This is a genomic window from Bacillus sp. FDAARGOS_1420 (assembly GCF_019344915.1).
GTDB lineage: Bacteria > Bacillota > Bacilli > Bacillales > Bacillaceae_G > Bacillus_A > Bacillus_A mycoides.
This window is the reverse complement of the sequence record NZ_JAHWJB010000001.1, coordinates 599,291-614,343: the sequence shown is the minus strand read 5'-3', so window position 1 is coordinate 614,343 and position 15,053 is coordinate 599,291. Positions and strand designations below refer to the sequence as shown.

General features: G+C 37.5%; 22 protein-coding genes. 21 read left to right on the top strand and 1 reads right to left on the bottom strand.

All coding sequences use genetic code 11. From position 1 onward, the window contains the following. Positions 1-35: 35 nt before the first annotated feature. The 11 genes from I6L50_RS03205 (at position 36) to I6L50_RS03155 (ending at position 7,890) form a co-directional block, all read left to right on the top strand. Positions 36-839, top strand: coding sequence for a DnaD domain-containing protein (locus I6L50_RS03205; RefSeq protein ID WP_219300526.1), 804 nt, complete (start codon positions 36-38; stop codon positions 837-839). Beyond that, positions 781-1,680 carry an ATP-binding protein gene (locus tag I6L50_RS03200; protein ID WP_483861632.1) on the top strand — a complete coding sequence of 300 codons (900 nt, stop codon included), beginning with the start codon at positions 781-783 and terminating at the stop codon, positions 1,678-1,680. Before I6L50_RS03205 ends, I6L50_RS03200 begins: the two co-directional genes overlap by 59 nt. Positions 1,681-1,703: 23 nt before the next feature. Continuing rightward, positions 1,704-2,213, top strand: coding sequence for a YpiB family protein (locus I6L50_RS03195; RefSeq protein ID WP_219300524.1), 510 nt, complete (start codon positions 1,704-1,706; stop codon positions 2,211-2,213). Positions 2,214-2,225: 12 nt separating this feature from the next. Further along, a complete protein-coding gene (locus tag I6L50_RS03190) occupies positions 2,226-2,651 on the top strand; it encodes a DUF1064 domain-containing protein (RefSeq protein ID WP_219300522.1) in 426 nt (141 codons plus the stop codon). Between the two features lie 15 nt (positions 2,652-2,666). Continuing rightward, positions 2,667-3,371, top strand: coding sequence for a 2-methylcitrate dehydratase (locus tag I6L50_RS03185; protein WP_219300520.1), 705 nt, complete (start codon positions 2,667-2,669; stop codon positions 3,369-3,371). Further along, entirely contained in the window at positions 3,361-4,074 is a 714-nt protein-coding gene (locus tag I6L50_RS03180; protein ID WP_219300518.1) for a zinc-finger domain-containing protein, read from the top strand. Before I6L50_RS03185 ends, I6L50_RS03180 begins: the two co-directional genes overlap by 11 nt. A gap of 9 nt (positions 4,075-4,083) precedes the next feature. Further along, positions 4,084-4,506, top strand: coding sequence for a hypothetical protein (locus tag I6L50_RS03175; protein ID WP_219300516.1), 423 nt, complete (start codon positions 4,084-4,086; stop codon positions 4,504-4,506). Next, positions 4,490-5,221 carry a sigma-70 family RNA polymerase sigma factor gene (locus I6L50_RS03170; protein ID WP_219300514.1) on the top strand — a complete coding sequence of 244 codons (732 nt, stop codon included), beginning with the start codon at positions 4,490-4,492 and terminating at the stop codon, positions 5,219-5,221. Before I6L50_RS03175 ends, I6L50_RS03170 begins: the two co-directional genes overlap by 17 nt. 47 nt (positions 5,222-5,268) lie before the next feature. Then, entirely contained in the window at positions 5,269-5,451 is a 183-nt protein-coding gene (locus I6L50_RS03165) for a hypothetical protein (RefSeq protein WP_219300512.1), read from the top strand. Positions 5,452-5,995: 544 nt separating this feature from the next. Continuing rightward, on the top strand, positions 5,996-6,799 hold the full coding sequence (locus tag I6L50_RS03160) for a phage antirepressor KilAC domain-containing protein (protein ID WP_219300510.1): 804 nt from the start codon (positions 5,996-5,998) through the stop codon (positions 6,797-6,799). A 602-nt stretch (positions 6,800-7,401) separates the two neighbouring features. Next, positions 7,402-7,890 carry a hypothetical protein gene (locus I6L50_RS03155; RefSeq protein WP_219300508.1) on the top strand — a complete coding sequence of 163 codons (489 nt, stop codon included), beginning with the start codon at positions 7,402-7,404 and terminating at the stop codon, positions 7,888-7,890. A 34-nt stretch (positions 7,891-7,924) separates the two neighbouring features. Here I6L50_RS03155 and I6L50_RS03150 read toward each other — a convergent pair whose 3' ends face one another. Continuing rightward, positions 7,925-8,467 carry a tyrosine-type recombinase/integrase gene (locus I6L50_RS03150; protein WP_219300506.1) on the bottom strand — a complete coding sequence of 181 codons (543 nt, stop codon included), beginning with the start codon at positions 8,465-8,467 and terminating at the stop codon, positions 7,925-7,927. A gap of 156 nt (positions 8,468-8,623) precedes the next feature. On the opposite strand from I6L50_RS03150, the gene I6L50_RS03145 reads away from it, so the two are divergent. The 10 genes from I6L50_RS03145 (at position 8,624) to I6L50_RS03100 (ending at position 15,044) form a co-directional block, all read left to right on the top strand. Beyond that, complete coding sequence (locus tag I6L50_RS03145) at positions 8,624-8,998, top strand: ArpU family phage packaging/lysis transcriptional regulator (RefSeq protein ID WP_219300504.1); 375 nt, start codon at positions 8,624-8,626, stop codon at positions 8,996-8,998. Positions 8,999-9,337: 339 nt separating this feature from the next. Further along, positions 9,338-9,556: a hypothetical protein gene (locus I6L50_RS03140; protein ID WP_219300502.1), complete on the top strand. Its 219-nt coding sequence runs from the start codon at positions 9,338-9,340 to the stop codon at positions 9,554-9,556. Positions 9,557-9,657: 101 nt separating this feature from the next. Further along, on the top strand, positions 9,658-9,855 hold the full coding sequence (locus I6L50_RS03135; RefSeq protein WP_257475351.1) for a hypothetical protein: 198 nt from the start codon (positions 9,658-9,660) through the stop codon (positions 9,853-9,855). A 40-nt stretch (positions 9,856-9,895) separates the two neighbouring features. Then, positions 9,896-10,225, top strand: a complete 330-nt coding sequence (locus I6L50_RS03130; protein ID WP_219301285.1) for a hypothetical protein — start codon at positions 9,896-9,898, stop codon at positions 10,223-10,225. After that, positions 10,212-10,424, top strand: a complete 213-nt coding sequence (locus I6L50_RS03125) for a hypothetical protein (protein WP_219300500.1) — start codon at positions 10,212-10,214, stop codon at positions 10,422-10,424. The genes I6L50_RS03130 and I6L50_RS03125 overlap by 14 nt, the downstream gene beginning before the upstream one ends. A gap of 192 nt (positions 10,425-10,616) precedes the next feature. After that, positions 10,617-10,952 (top strand): HNH endonuclease, encoded by a 336-nt coding sequence (locus I6L50_RS03120; RefSeq protein ID WP_219301284.1) that lies wholly within the window; start codon positions 10,617-10,619, stop codon positions 10,950-10,952. A gap of 151 nt (positions 10,953-11,103) precedes the next feature. Continuing rightward, positions 11,104-11,460 carry a hypothetical protein gene (locus I6L50_RS03115; RefSeq protein WP_219300498.1) on the top strand — a complete coding sequence of 119 codons (357 nt, stop codon included), beginning with the start codon at positions 11,104-11,106 and terminating at the stop codon, positions 11,458-11,460. Next, positions 11,457-13,112 carry a terminase TerL endonuclease subunit gene (locus I6L50_RS03110; RefSeq protein WP_219300496.1) on the top strand — a complete coding sequence of 552 codons (1,656 nt, stop codon included), beginning with the start codon at positions 11,457-11,459 and terminating at the stop codon, positions 13,110-13,112. Before I6L50_RS03115 ends, I6L50_RS03110 begins: the two co-directional genes overlap by 4 nt. A gap of 8 nt (positions 13,113-13,120) precedes the next feature. Continuing rightward, positions 13,121-14,284, top strand: coding sequence for a phage portal protein (locus tag I6L50_RS03105; RefSeq protein WP_219300494.1), 1,164 nt, complete (start codon positions 13,121-13,123; stop codon positions 14,282-14,284). Then, positions 14,268-15,044: a head maturation protease, ClpP-related gene (locus I6L50_RS03100; RefSeq protein WP_219300492.1), complete on the top strand. Its 777-nt coding sequence runs from the start codon at positions 14,268-14,270 to the stop codon at positions 15,042-15,044. Before I6L50_RS03105 ends, I6L50_RS03100 begins: the two co-directional genes overlap by 17 nt. Positions 15,045-15,053 lie beyond the last annotated feature (9 nt).

Sequence of the window (15,053 nt, the reverse complement as noted above, 5' to 3'; positions counted from 1 at the left end):
GAGTTACCTAGCAATTTGCAGGAGGGGGAATAGACATGAGTAGGTTGTTGTTAGAGGATGAACCATTAGTTGTTTTACCGAAACTTGCTACAGTAATTGGATTAAATGAAGCTATTATCCTTCAGCAACTGCATTATTGGTTAGAAAAAAGTAACAACGTAAAAGATGGTTTTGGGTGGATATACAACACATATGAAGAATGGAAAAACCAATTTCCATTTTGGTCAGAAAGTACAATTAAGCGAACATTGAAGAAGTTACAGGAACGAAAAATTATTATTGTAGGAAACTATAATAAGCTGAAAATAGATCATACAAAATGGTATCGGATTGATTATGAGGTACTAGACAACATCGAACAGGAGGCTGCAAGTCAAATTGACTTGACGTCAGGCCAAAATGACCAGACGAAGAGGTCAAATTGCCCCGACGAACAGGTCAATTTGACCAGACCAATACCAGAGACTACTACAGAGATTACTACAGAGAATGTAAGTAGTAATAGTAGCGCTTTCGCTTTTTACGAGAACAATTTCGGTGTTTTAAATTCATTCATGGCAGATAGCATAGGCCATTGGATTAGAGACACGAGTGAAGAACTTGTGATTGCGGCAATGGAACGAGCTCTGAAAAGACAAGCGAAATGGAACTATGCGGAGGGAATTTTAAAACAGTGGGCCAACAGTAACATACGTACGCTATCGGATGTGATAGCATCTGAGGAAGCATTTAAACGACAGAAACAGTCTAAAAAGAGAGCGGGAAAGGGTGGTATATCGAATGGGAGAGCTGAAGCAAGTAAAACATTCTTCGAAAAATATGATTTCTCAAAACGCTAGAAGAAAGGCTGCAGATCAATTTAAATTATCACCGAATCGATGTAAAAATACGTTTTTGGTTGGGAAAAATGACTTCAGAGATATATGCAATAAACGTATGTTAATTGATAAAGGGACAGGAAAAGAATTTTGCCCGCAATGTCAAACCGTTGAAAAAGAGGATCAGCAACTAGCAAAAGAAACGCAAGAATTACAAGAGAAGGCGAAAATTATCAAGTTATTTAAGGATTTTGAAGATGGGAGCTTGATTAATCAAAAGTTAAAGAAGGCAACGTTTCAAAATTATGTTCCGCCAAGTAAACAGCTTACAGAGGCAAAAGAAGCATGTGAGCAGTATGTAAGAACTTTTAACAAGAAAGTCGGGAAAAACATCATGCTTGTTGGCGATTATGGGACAGGGAAAAGTCATTTAGCGGTAGCGATGACAAAGGAATTAATGAGGCGTGGTGTAAGTGCATGTTTTATCACAGAAGAAAAATTATTTACGAAGTTGAAGGCTACATACAATCGCAAAAGTGAAATGACAGAAGACGAACTACTTACCATGCTTTCTAAAATGGATTGTTTGGTTATTGATGATCTTGGTGCTGAAAAAGAACCAGATGATGAAGAAGAGTTAAAAAAGCATAAATGGGCCCAAAAGAAATTGTTTGAGATTATAGATAGCCGAATTGGAAGGCACACCATTTATACAACCAACCATGCAGTCACAGCTTTATATGGGATTTACAATGAGCGGATTTTTAGTCGCATCTTTGATGACGAAACGGAAGTAATTGAAATGAACGGTAACAATTATCGGTTAAGAAGATTTGAAAAAGAACAAGAAATTGAATTCTAAGAAGTGAAAGGAGAATTAGGTGGATGAATAAAGTGTCGGCTGAGAAGAAATTGGCGTTTATTGATTGGGTATGGGATCAATTAGAACCTCAAGAGCATAGCGCATTTCGATTGCTTTACAGGTTAGGGCAACATGAGAAGTTTCAAGAGAGAATTCGCTTTGTAGAAAATGCGAAAAAATATTCATATGGCATAGAAATGTCGGCAACATGTTCCGTGAGAAGTGGCTTTACATTCTTTGGACCAACAGGGAAAACCAATGATTCGGGTGTAGCGTTTCATTATTTTAGTGCCCAGGACACAGAAAGCAAGATACACATTCAAATAAATTTTAAAGGCAAATACAGTCATGCTTTATACATGGCGGTATTGGAAGATGATGAGCCTTCACGAGAAACGGATTTACCTGATGAAGAGTATGTGAGAGTAGAGGAAGCTATTACATACATGGAGAATCTCGGCAAGCGCCAACTCATCGATTATGCACTCGACACGAAGGATGAAGCACTATTTAAAAAGCTGGTTATGAAATAAGTGTGAGCGGAATTGAGTAAATACAAAAACAAAAAAGTTGATTTGGACGGTCATGTTTTCGATTCAAAAGCCGAAGCGAATTATTACGAAAATTTGAAAATTCGTAATGCAAGAGGCGAAATACAAGGATTTGAACGGCAGCCCGTATTTAAGTTACAACCAGCATTCAAGAAACATAACAAGAGCTTTCAAGCGATTACATACATAGCGGACTTCTTGGTGTATTTGCCCAATGGCGAGGTAGAGGTTATAGACATAAAAGGTATGATTACCGAAACATTCAACGTAAAAAGAAAGTTATTTGAATATAAATACCCGCACTTACAGCTGATTTTGCTGAAGTATGTGAAGAAATACGGCGGATTTATCACATTGGATGAATACAACAAGTTGCAACGAGCGGAGAAGAAAGTGAAAAAGCGAAACCAAGTAAAATAAAGGGAGCTGATTGTAATGTCATATATCGAATTCAAACCAGTGTTAAAGAAAGTGAACTTAAAACCAGACGGGAAGAAGGAAATCGTGCTAGAAGTAACAGATTCTTCGCTACAGGGGAAGTTGGATTCTCTGTCTGAAATGATTGATGCGAAAGTGTTTGTTTCGCTAGAGTCTATGCAAGTCAACTTTAATATCACAATTAATGCGAAAACAAATGAACCGGTTACGCAGTACGAAGTCGATGAGAAAGGAATGGTACAAGAGGTAAAACCAACATTCGAGCAAATAGAAGCGGATCTAGATATGTCGGAAGAAAAGATTCAGACTCGTGAAGAAAAAGAACAAGCGGACCGGGAGATTATCGATGCTTTTATCATTAGTGGGTTAGCCCCAAACTTCGAGGGCATGCCGAATAAACTTCCGGATATGGTGAAACGTCGTCTAGAGGGTGAATCGTACTTGAAATTGGCAAATGAACTGAGCATGTCCTCAGGACAAATTATCGAAGTAATCGATGAATATCGTAAGCGTATCGCGCCATTAGCTATCAAGTGGAATGAGTGGAAAGAACAGCAGCCAGAACCAACAGAGGAGACAAAGGGGGAAGAGAAACCGGAGGAAGCCCTTGAAGTGCAACAAGAAGGGAATCAGGAAACTGAGAATCAAGTCTCGGAAGAGTTCGAAATAGCGGATGAGGACAAGCATTTCGATGAAGCTTGATAAGAAATCCGTTCGGATTCAAGTATTAGATCTACAAGATGAGAACTGCGGGGGATGTGAAAAAGTGCCGGCATACAGGAAGTCAGGGAATCGCAAGACTTCTTGGTGTACGGATAACTGTAGGATTGGGAAGAAATTGAAACAATTAGGCGACACTTTACTGGAAGGGAGAAATGAAACCATGGCAGAGCAGATGGCTGAAGAGAGAAATTGGGATGTATTATGTGAGAAGGCGGAGAAGTTACGGGAACAGAAATTATCTTGGGCAAAAATCGCAGATCGATTGGGTGTGAGTGAAAGTACGCTGTATCATAACGTCGCAAAACGCCGAGAGAAAAAAGGGAGCACGAGGAAACGTGAAGGAAAATCAAAGAGTAAAAAATCGTTAGATATAGGGATAAAAGTAGTTAGAAAGAGAGAGGAAAAGTCTGATGAGGATGTTTGTGTATCTCCTCAAATGGAATTAAGAACTGAACTGGAAAGGGTAAAGCAACAACTTCAAGATCGTGAGGAAGAATACATCACATTGTTAAATGAATGCAATCAGTTAAGCGAAAAAAAATGGGAAGTCGAAGCTGAACTACGAAAAACTCAAATTAGAATCGGCGTGGCAGAGGAAACAGCTGAAATGGAACGGAAGCACCGCCTGGAATGTCAAGCAAGAGCACAAGCATTAGGTATCGCATTGAAAGCCGTATTGTAGGTGAGGAATATGAAACTCAACAAAGAAGAACGAATCCAGCTTACCTATCAGATTGGCGATATCATCGAACAGAAATGTAGGCGGTGTTATTACAATCGCTCAGATGAGGCGAGCTTTAGTATCAACATTTGCGCGAATTGCCCGACTGGTCAAGCATTACGCCAGTTGGGTAGATATTTTGATACAGAACCGAGAAGTCGTGGAGGGAAGCCTGGAAATATGCCGGATGGATTGACACCAGCATGTGTGAGAGAACTCAATGACCAGGGGATTCCAGATAAAGAAATGAGTATCATGTTTGAGCGAAGTCCATCCTACGTTGGGAAAGTGAAAAATAGATGGAGAAAGCAAGGGTTATGGCAAGGGCCGAATCAGGTGCCGAAGAAGTCAAGTAAGCGGAAAAGGAGAAACAGGCATGATGAAAGCGATTGAAGATGTGAGAGCGATGCCAGATGAGGAGTTTATGAGTAAGTATGAAGATTTGGTACATCACTTTATCTGGAAGAGATATAAGGGCATGTTAGAAATAGTTAAAGCGAATACAGGTTTGGAGATGGAGGATTTAGTGCAGTACGGGATGATTGGTCTCATAAAAGCGAGAAGGGATTTTAATCATGAGCTCGGTTATCAGTTCTCCACGTACGCGATACCAAAAATTCATGGAGAAGTTGGAAAGTTTATGATGAATAGTCACAAGATAAAGGTGCCAAGAGGCTTGTATGTACTAAGAGGGAAAATGATGAGGCAAGGATTGATGGAAGAAGATGGAGAGACGATTTGTAAACAACTCAAAGCATCTGTTCAAGAAGTGAATGAAGCATTACGATATCAACCCCATACAAAGTCTCTGCAGGATGTGATGCACACATCAACGGGTGGTAGTGATGACGAAATTGTATTAGAGGACATGTTGGAAGATACACAAGCCCTTGAAGAGACTGAGCAGGTAGAGAATCAATTGGTGCTTCAATCGTTTTACCAAACACTGCAGCAGTCAGAATTAATCGTGTGGGATATGCATGCGGAACATAAAACACAGCAGGAAATTGGGAATGGAGTGGGGAAAAGTCAGGTACAGGTTAGTCGGATATTAAAACGCATTCGGAAAAGGGCTACGGAGTTTGGTGCAGCAAAAGAAATCATGTAATAGGATCACCTTTAAATATCAAATAAAAGTAATGAGAGATGATTTATATGAAAGTTTTTATCAGAACGATAGCTGTTGTATCCTATATCCCATTGGGGTATGTGGTGTATACGTATTTCACAGAATTCGTACCTAAGCAAGGAATTGTAGACGATATGGTATGTGGGGTCCTCATACTCTCTCTATTGTTGGTACCGATTCTTATGTGGAAAGATGCAGAAAAACTGTAATCATATTTGAATTTTGCACAAATACACAGAAGTAATTGAAGGCTAAATGTATAAATAAACCCCGTACTTTCACCTCAATAGAAAGTACAGGGGGCTGAGTTCTTGGGATGGTGAACGCCAGCGATCACATAATAACATGAGTATTCGGAAAAAACATTGAATAAATGTTTGCTTTTTTTAAATAATAGTAAATTTCTTTGAAGCGAACGAAAGCGTTATGTGAAAGGATGATGATAAATGGGCAGAAGGGAATAAAAAATAAAAGAGCATCTGCGTTGAGATGCTTTATGACCAAGACTCATATTAAAAAAGGTGATTACAATCATATCATATGTATGTTTTGGGTATACGTGCAAATATAAAACAAAATTTTTGTGTGATAATTCATTATATAAATAGAGCACATTCGTAAATGCGCTCTAAGTAAACGCCTTGAGAAGGAAATCTTAAGGAATTTCAATTGTTATTATACCATATGCTTGTCTTTAAAAGATGTGACTGAAATAAAATGAAAATTCATTTTGGAGAAAAGGGGAAATGAGAAATGACGCAAATGCAACCATTTTCACATAATTTGTTCGGAAATTTAGAGGTTCTGATTATGGAGGGGAAAGAGTATTTTCCTGCGACAGATGTTGCAAAAATTCTTGGATATGTGGATCCACACAAAGCAGTAAAACAACATACAAAAGAGGACGGGTGGGCGATTTGCCCAGTGGTTATTGAAGAGAAAAATCAAACCGTTGAAAAGAGATTTATCAATGAACCGAACTTATATCGTCTAATTGTGAAATCCAAGCTCCCTCAAGCGGAACAGTTTGAAAAATGGGTATTTGAAGAAGTACTTCCAACCATTCGAAAACATGGTGCCTATATGACACCGCATACGATTAACGCCTTACTACAAGATCCAGATTTACTGATTGGTCTCGCGTCCCAACTGAAACAAGAACAACAGGCAAGGCAAGTGGCAGAACAAAAAAATCTCATGTTGACACAACAAGTTGCAGAGCATGTATCTAAGATTACATACCTCGATCAAATTCTTCAGTCAAAAGATACCGTCACAGTATCACAAATTGCAGCTGATTATGGGTTATCCGCAGTACGATTAAATAAAATCTTAAAAGATGAAAAAGTACAGTATAAAGTAAACAATCAATGGCTACTGTATGCCAAACATCAAAATAAAGGGTATACGAAATCGCAAACAATTGATGTGACACATTCGGATGGTAGCAAATCTGTAAAAATGAATACACGCTGGACACAAAAAGGTAGGTTGTTTATCCATGACATGTTAACGAAACGTGGAATTATTCCAGAAATGGATAAGGAGGCGGTATGAATTTTATACTGTAGAAAAACGACCTCATACAATAGGGTGAATTCACGTTTGAATCTTTTTTGAATGGCATAGGTATCGGCCGAAGGATAGTTCGTTAAAATAAGCGAAAAGACTGTTATATTAAAAATGGAGATGAGAACAAAAAAGAGGAACTCCCTATGAGAGAGTTCCTATATGAGCTGACAAATGAATCATAATGTATGTGTAGTATACCGCAATTATGTGAAAGGTATACAAAATTAAACAGCTAACTTTTGTTAGCTGTTTGAAAGGAGAAAAGTAAATGGATACTTGTAATCGAAGGTACATCGCCGTTGGAGGCTTACGTATAGTATGAGTTAGCTTCTTATTTTTATACACAAAAATAAAACGAGTACTTGTGCCAGAGTGCCTGTTTTGAAAACTTACATCCATATTGTTATGTGTGAGTCATGAACAAATACTGATTCGAAAAGTAAAGAGGTAACATAATATATGTAATTTAAGAAATTATAGTTAAAAAAGGAATAAATAGGATGATTGCTACGAAAAGGTTAAAACTGGTGATAGTAAGGAACCGTACAGGTGTTATAAAATGGTGAAAAGTCAGCGAGGTGTACAGCATGAAGGAGAAGGAAAAGCAAATTCGCATTCGTATTCTAGATATACAGGACCAACATTGTCAAACGTGTGACTATCAAATGAAGCCATTGAAAGAATGTATGCAGCACTGTGCAATCGGGTTGGAACTGAAAGAATTAGCAAGAGAATTATTTACAGAGAATGTGGGGCGAAGACCTAGAGAAGAGTGGGATGAAATTTGTAGACAAGCTGCCCAGCTATATGAGCAGGGATTTGGGACCACCATGATAACCAAGAAGCTTGGTTGTCCAAGCAGTACTTTACGTGAGCAATTGAAAAAAAGGGGGATGTGGAAAGGAAAAACGCAAATTGAAATACAAGAACAAAGTCGGAAAAAATGGGAAGAATGGTGTCAACAAGCACTGAAATTCAGAGAGCAGGGGTTTAGTTATCCCAAAATAGCGCAATATTTGGGCGTACCGGCATCAAACTTACGTGATCAAATGAGTAAGAGAGGATTCCGTTCATAGTGGATGATAATTAAGAAATAACAGCTAGGAAGAATTAGCTGTTATTTCGCGTGAGACCGATATATTTTAAAGTTGTTGCGGGACTACTATGGTCAAAGAAGTGTTGTAATAATGCGATATCCACACCAGCTTTGTATGCGCGATATCCCCAAGTTTTTTGAAGCGTATGCGAGCTGATTCCCTCTAATCCAGCTGCTCTTGCAGCTCTATCTAACACATACCATGCATGTTGTCTGGTAATGGTTTTTAGCCCCTTTTGCGATTTGAATAAGGGCTCCTCGTATGTCAAACCCTTACGCTCATATATATACTGTTTGATTGCAAGGTGTAAGGTTTCGTTTACAGTGAACCATTTATGTATCTTTATTTGTTCGTTATAAAATAAGATGGAATGGCGAATATTTCTGTTTTCATCCAGTACATCACTAACTTGTAATTGTAAGAGTTCACTTACTTTTAAGCAGGAATGGATGGCGAATAGGAATAGTAGCGCATCACGTTTTGAGGACTGTAAAAGGATATGTTGAATCACTTCTATTTGTTTCTCGTTTTGTATAGGTTGTCCGACTTGTTTCATTTTAGATACGCTCCTTTTCTATACATAAAGGATTCATTTGCTGCGTATGGAAAAGAAAATATTGGTTAATCGATTATTTGAAATCGAAAAAAAGACTGTGTAAGAGTTTAGTAACAGTATGAACAGGATTTGGATTTTTATTCGGGAGGATAATGCATGAATAAATTATCTTTTTTTACCTATATCGATGAAAAAGAAATACGCCCTTTTGTGATAGGAGAATTAAAGAAGTATAAGGTGTTACGCGTTCGTTTTCAGAATCAGCGAGAACGGATGGAGAGAGGTGCAGAACTCTTATTTCCGGAAGTACGAAAAATAGATATCCATGAACTGAAGTACAGGCAATTACATCGTGCGTTTGAACATGCGTTAGATCAAGACGAACAACGAATATTGGAAATGAAGTATATGAGTGCGACAGAGCTAAACGATGATTATATTTATACAGTATTAGGGATGAAGCGCGGTAAGTTTTATCGGAAACGAAAGTCAGGGATTTTGAATTTCGCAACGGCAGTAGAGATGATATAAAAAATAATGGAACTTTTGGGGTACTGTTTGGGGCACTAAATCGGGTACCTTTTTAAGTTGGGATCGGAGGTACGATATTCTTACAGTTACTGTTTGGAAGACAGGAGGCTGTGGGGATAGCGTATCCACCATCATGTGAAGTGATGTGAGTGGGCCCCATTATCAAAACGTTACCGAAGAACGGGCATGGGCGGTAGGAACCCGCGACAGGACGAACAGACCAAGGGGAATTATATATACGACCACGGTTCTAGATGGTATCGTGGTCTTGTTTATTTATAGCAAGCAGTGATAATATCTGTTGGAACACAATATCAATAGGGAGAGGATGGTGATCGTATGGAAAAAATATTTGCCACACATGTGAGCTTGGTAAATGGGAAAACGCATATCTTACATATGAAGTTGGAGAGTTTTTTAGACAAAGTGGTTGCTCCAGATGGAAATTTTAGGGTAGGGTTGATACGTTTTGATGATATTGTAATCAATCCAGAACATATCGTTTCTGTACAACAAGTAACTTCTGTACGAGCGCGTAGACCGAGTCGAACTATATAGGGAATGTTGCGAAAGCATCCATAATGGGTGCTTTTCTTATTTTAAGGAGGCGAAAAGATATGTTTTTCGAAAGAAAGAAAAGGAAGGAATAGAATAAGAAATTGAAACAAGAACAAGCAAAAAGAAATAGTGAGGGTACAACAAATGATTGGTTGATTCACCATACGACGACATCAAGTGCAATTCACTCCAGTTCGGATTATGGAAACGATGATAGTGGTAGTTATTCATCCTTCTGTTCATCCTATTCATCGTATGATGCAGGAGGTTCATTTGATAGTTCGTCAAGTTGTGATTAAGCAGCCGAAGTCTACTTTTTACTTTAGGAGCAGTATGAAGATGGGGAATAAAACCAACAACATGAAAGTTGGAATTGTTGAATTAAGAATCCGAGTCACTGGACTACAACAAACGATTGAAGGACTAGAAAGAAGAGTAAATACGTTAGAAAAGGGATTAGCAACGAAAGCGGACATAACTCATGTTAGAGAAATGGTCAAAGAATCTGTAGCAATTAAAAAGATTAACGATAGTAAATCAGTAGGGGTGGATTGTAAAGTTGGGATTTCATTAGATGGAAGAGTTGTAGCAAAATCTATTGTCGAACATACAGCTGATTCGATTCAAGGTCGCGTAATTAAAGGGAGTGAGATAAATGAAACTAGATAAACAAGAACAAGCGGTTGCAATTGGTACATTCATTTCAATGTTAGAGCAAGACTTTGTAAACGAATGTATCGATAAACAGAAATTAGAAAATGCAATTCTAATCTTTAATGAGATGCAAGATAATACAACGCCAAAGCAAAACAGAGAAGCGATGAGTAGTTTGCTTGACAAAACAAGGGATGAGTTGCTGAAGGAGTAATTAAAAAAGGCACAGTTGCATCATCATCTGTGGACGACAAGCAACTGCGCAAATAAAGAAACAGAAAGGGCCTAATATAACCTGTAGGATATATCAGATATGGTTAAGATACTTTCACTATAGCATGAGGAATATAAAAATAAATGTACAAAAATATCCTTGGTAAAAGACAAAATGAAAGGCAAACAAGTGATGAAAGAGTATAAAACCAAACAACAGAAGCGTAAGTTCTATGATAGTGGTGTGTGGAAACAATTAAGAGAACAAGTAAAGAAGCGAGACAACTATGAATGCCAAGAGTGCAAGCGTAATGGTCGCGTTCAAACAGACACGAATGAATACAGTGAGAGTGCAAAGCGTAAGAAGATTCAACTCGTTGTCCATCATATAAAAGAATTAGAACATCATCCAGAACTTGCATTAGAAATAGATAATCTCGAAACAGTCTGTGTGGATTGCCATAACAAAGAACATGGAAGATTTTTCGAAAAGAAGCCGAATACATGGGAAAACGATGAAAAGTGGTGAAACTGATTCAGAAACAATCCCCCCCTTTAAAATATTTCAATCTTTTTCGGGGAACCGGGCACCGGGGAGGGGGTCGTTTTTCCAGATTTTTGAGCTCTATCGCATAGGACCCCTACCCAGTATGGAAATATGATTGAATCGAGGTGATAGTATGGCGGACATTGATGAGCGTGAGATGCTAGTTAACAAAGAAAAAAATCGTTTAAAAAGACTATTTAAAGACATCCCACCTAGTAAGTTAAAAGTGGTGGAAGGGTTAATTATTCAGGCAGCAAGATTACGAGTGTTATTGAATGAGATGTGGATCGATATATCTGAGAATGGTGATTACGAATTGTTCTCACAATCTGATAAAACAGAGCCGTATGAAAGAGAACGACCTGTTGCCCGGTTATACAATACCCGTGATCAATCCTATCAAAGGGTGATGAAACAACTAACGGACTTGCTACCAGAAGAAAATAATAAGAAAGAAAGTAAGAAGTATTCGGCAAGTGATTTGATATGATTCATCATAAGTGTGTAAGTGAATATATAGAACGATATGAGACAGGATCAGTAGTATTAAATAAAGAGCGCATCATGCTTATTAATTATCTGAAACAAGATATACTAACCCGTGACGATTTATATTTTGATATGGATTTAATTGATAAATGTATAATTTTCATAGAAAAATGGCATTTTACATTACATTCTTTTCAAAAATTTTTAATCGCATTTGTGTTTTTGTTTGATGAATATGAGGATGTTTATTTTGATCAGCATTTTTGGATGATGGCAAGGGATGCCGGTAAAAACGGCTTGATTAGTGCTTTGACACACTTCTTTATTAGTGAATTACATGGTATGGAGCATTATAACGTATCGGTAGTTGCGAATACAGAAAGGCAAGCTAAGACTTCTTTTATAGATGTGTATGAAAAGAATAAAAAGCATGAAATATTAGATGAGCTGTTTGTATCAACGAAACAATTAATTACGAATAAAGCGACTCGTTCGACTTTTGAATTTCATACATCGAATGCAGGAAGTAAGGACTCATTAAGAGATGGATGTGTGATTTATGATGAGATACACAGGTATGAAAATAGCGATGTTGTAGAGGTATTCTCTAGTGGATTAGGTAAAGTTCCTAACTCTAGGGAATTTTTTATTACCACAGACGGATTTGTTCGTGAAGGTTATCTTGACAAAATGAAAGAGCGAGCTATGAACATCCTGAAAAGAAAAGAAAAAGAGGATAGATTATTTCCTTTTATTTGTAAGTTGGATAATCCTGAAGAAGTAGACAATCCCGATATGTGGGAAAAAGCAAACCCGATGTTTAGTAAGCCAATGAGTCAATATGCTAGAGGATTGTTTAAGAAAGTTATGCGTCAGTATAAAAATCTAGAAAACGATCCGTCTAACAGAGAAAATTTCATGACTAAGAGGATGAATATACCGGAAGTAGATCTAACAAAGTCTGTAGCTTCATGGGAAGAAATCATGCGTACTGGTTTTGAAGAAGATGGAGAAACACGGAGAGAAGTTCCAGATTTAAAGTACAAAGTAGCTGTAGGCGGTCTCGACTTCGCCAGCATCAAAGACTTCGCATCAGTCGGGTTATTGTTTAAACATGGTGAGGATTATATTTGGAAAGGTCATTCATTTGTACGTAAAGGATTCTTGGACAAGGTGAAATTAAAGGCACCTATTTACGAATGGGCTGAAAATGGTTTACTAACTATTGTGGATGAACCGGTTATTCCTATCTCTCACATTGTAGATTGGTTTGTAAACATGCGTGAGATATACGGATGTAACACAATAGTAGCTGATACATTCCGTCTGGATCTTGTTAAAACGGCACTTGAAGCTGAAGGTTTCATATTGTTATATATTCGTAATCCAAAAGCGATTCATTCTTTATTAGCACCAAGAGTTGAAACATTATTCGCAAACAATCGTATTATTTTTGGAGATAATCCATTAATGCGTTGGTATACCAACAACGTCTACGTCCACATCAAAAAAGACGGCAACAAAGAATATCTGAAAAAAGATGAGTTTAGGCGCAAAACGGATGGATTTCAGGCTTTTATTCATGCATTATGGCAAGCGGATAACATTCTTGTAGATGAATTCGACTTTATGCTAGATGGTATTAAATTCTAATAATGGGGGTGATAATCATTGGATGGTTGGACACGGTATTTAAAAGAAATAGCGAAGTAGGATATATGTTTGATGTGGAAATGTTTATTGAAAAAGCAAATAGAGTACACATGAAGCGATTAGCGATTGATACCTGTATATCCTTTTTAGGAAGAACGATTAGTCAATCTGAATTCAGAGTAAGAAACGGTAAAACATTTGAGAAAAATGAGCTTTATTATCGACTAAACGTTAGACCGAATAAGAATATGACAGCAAGTACCTTCTGGGAGCGGTTCATTTATAAACTTATTTATGATAATGAAGCTCTAATCATACAAGCGGATGATGGAGATTTACTTATTGCTGACGACTTTGAGCATAATGAATACGCTGTGTTTGAAGATATTTTTACGAATGTCACTGTAAAAGATTATACGTTTAAGAGAAGCTTTAAGCAAAGCGAAGTTATTCATGTAAAGTATCGGAATGACAAATTAACACCTCTTATTGATGGACTATTTGCAGACTATGGAGATTTATTCGGCAGGATATTAAACTCTCAAAAACGTAAAAATCAAATTCGTGGAACAGTTGATATGGATATGATTGCGGCAAAAAATGAAAAGCATCAAGCGAAACTTCAAGATTTCATTGATAACATGTATAAAGCAATTGGAGAAAAAGACGTTGCAATCATTCCACAACAACCAGGTTTTAAGTACGCTGAAACATCAGGAGGAGGAAATTCTGGTCAGAGTGTGGACGAAATCAACAAAGTAACGAATGGTTTCTTACATCAAGTAGCCATGGCTTTTGGTATTCCGACCGCTTTGTTATATGGCGAAATGGCTGATGTTGAGAAGCAAACGAAAAATTATATGCTTTTCACAGTGAAACCATTATTAAAAAAGATTTCAGATGAAGCAAACGTTAAATTTTTTGAAAAAGAAGAGTATCTTTTAGGTCAAAAGATTGAAATTAAATCCGTTTCTTATCAAAGTATATTTGATCTTGCGACAAGCATCGATAAACTCATTTCTTCAAGTGCATTTACAGGGAATGAGATTCGATTAGAAGTAGGATATGAAGTTTCTGATGATCCTAACCTAAATACACATCATATTACGAAAAACTATACGAAACTAACTGAATCCGAAGGAGATGAGAATACAAATGACGGTGAAAATTGACGTGAAAGGACCAATTATTTCGAATGATGAAGCTTGGATTTATGATTGGTTTGAAATGGATGCGACAAGCCCCGGTAAGATTACAAAACAACTGGATAACGCAAATAGTGAGGATTTAATTGTATCAATCAATAGTCCAGGTGGTTATGTAGATGAGGGTTCGGAAATTTACACAGCATTAAAAAATTATCCTGGTCATGTGGAAGTTCAAATTGTTGGTTTAGCAGCAAGTGCAGCTTCTGTAATTGCGATGGCAGGTGATAAAGTTCGCATTTCTCCAACAGCAAAAATCATGATTCACAACGCCGCTAAGTGGCATGGTGGTGATCATCGTGACATGGAAAAGGCGGCTGAGATGTTAAAAATAACAGATCGAGCAATTGTAAATGCCTATGTCATGAAAAGTGGTAAATCAGAAGAAGAACTACTTGACATGATGGCTGAAGAAACTTGGATGGGTCCTAGGCAAGCATTAGAAAACAATTTCGCGGATGAAATCATGTTTATGGAGAATCCAGTTAAAATGACAGCTTCAACAGCTACTGCAACCATGCTTCCGCAGAAAGTAATCGATGGCTTTAGAAATGGAACCGTGAACAAAGGAAAGGGGATTACGAAAGAAGGTTTACATGCAGCATTATCAGGATTAAAAAATGAAATCCTGAATGATTTACAAAACAATATAGAAGAACAACCAAAGGAGCCGAATTCCAAACCTGTAAAAAACAGTGGGATTAAAGGGCTCCTTTTAAAATTATAAAAATTGGGG

Excerpts from the sequence above, each read along its gene's own strand:
- I6L50_RS03205 (WP_219300526.1), top strand. The coding sequence starts at position 36 with ATGAGTAGGTTGTTGTTAGAGGATGAACCATTAGTTGTTTTACCGAAA.
- I6L50_RS03200 (WP_483861632.1), top strand. The coding sequence starts at position 781 with ATGGGAGAGCTGAAGCAAGTAAAACATTCTTCGAAAAATATGATTTCT.
- I6L50_RS03195 (WP_219300524.1), top strand. The coding sequence starts at position 1,704 with ATGAATAAAGTGTCGGCTGAGAAGAAATTGGCGTTTATTGATTGGGTA.
- I6L50_RS03185 (WP_219300520.1), top strand. The coding sequence starts at position 2,667 with ATGTCATATATCGAATTCAAACCAGTGTTAAAGAAAGTGAACTTAAAA.
- I6L50_RS03180 (WP_219300518.1), top strand. The coding sequence starts at position 3,361 with ATGAAGCTTGATAAGAAATCCGTTCGGATTCAAGTATTAGATCTACAA.
- I6L50_RS03175 (WP_219300516.1), top strand. The coding sequence starts at position 4,084 with ATGAAACTCAACAAAGAAGAACGAATCCAGCTTACCTATCAGATTGGC.
- I6L50_RS03170 (WP_219300514.1), top strand. The coding sequence starts at position 4,490 with ATGATGAAAGCGATTGAAGATGTGAGAGCGATGCCAGATGAGGAGTTT.
- I6L50_RS03165 (WP_219300512.1), top strand. The coding sequence starts at position 5,269 with ATGAAAGTTTTTATCAGAACGATAGCTGTTGTATCCTATATCCCATTG.
- I6L50_RS03160 (WP_219300510.1), top strand. The coding sequence starts at position 5,996 with ATGACGCAAATGCAACCATTTTCACATAATTTGTTCGGAAATTTAGAG.
- I6L50_RS03155 (WP_219300508.1), top strand. The coding sequence starts at position 7,402 with ATGAAGGAGAAGGAAAAGCAAATTCGCATTCGTATTCTAGATATACAG.
- I6L50_RS03150 (WP_219300506.1), bottom strand. The coding sequence starts at position 8,467 with ATGAAACAAGTCGGACAACCTATACAAAACGAGAAACAAATAGAAGTG.
- I6L50_RS03145 (WP_219300504.1), top strand. The coding sequence starts at position 8,624 with ATGAATAAATTATCTTTTTTTACCTATATCGATGAAAAAGAAATACGC.
- I6L50_RS03140 (WP_219300502.1), top strand. The coding sequence starts at position 9,338 with ATGGAAAAAATATTTGCCACACATGTGAGCTTGGTAAATGGGAAAACG.
- I6L50_RS03130 (WP_219301285.1), top strand. The coding sequence starts at position 9,896 with ATGGGGAATAAAACCAACAACATGAAAGTTGGAATTGTTGAATTAAGA.
- I6L50_RS03125 (WP_219300500.1), top strand. The coding sequence starts at position 10,212 with ATGAAACTAGATAAACAAGAACAAGCGGTTGCAATTGGTACATTCATT.
- I6L50_RS03120 (WP_219301284.1), top strand. The coding sequence starts at position 10,617 with ATGAAAGAGTATAAAACCAAACAACAGAAGCGTAAGTTCTATGATAGT.
- I6L50_RS03115 (WP_219300498.1), top strand. The coding sequence starts at position 11,104 with ATGGCGGACATTGATGAGCGTGAGATGCTAGTTAACAAAGAAAAAAAT.
- I6L50_RS03110 (WP_219300496.1), top strand. The coding sequence starts at position 11,457 with ATGATTCATCATAAGTGTGTAAGTGAATATATAGAACGATATGAGACA.
- I6L50_RS03100 (WP_219300492.1), top strand. The coding sequence starts at position 14,268 with ATGACGGTGAAAATTGACGTGAAAGGACCAATTATTTCGAATGATGAA.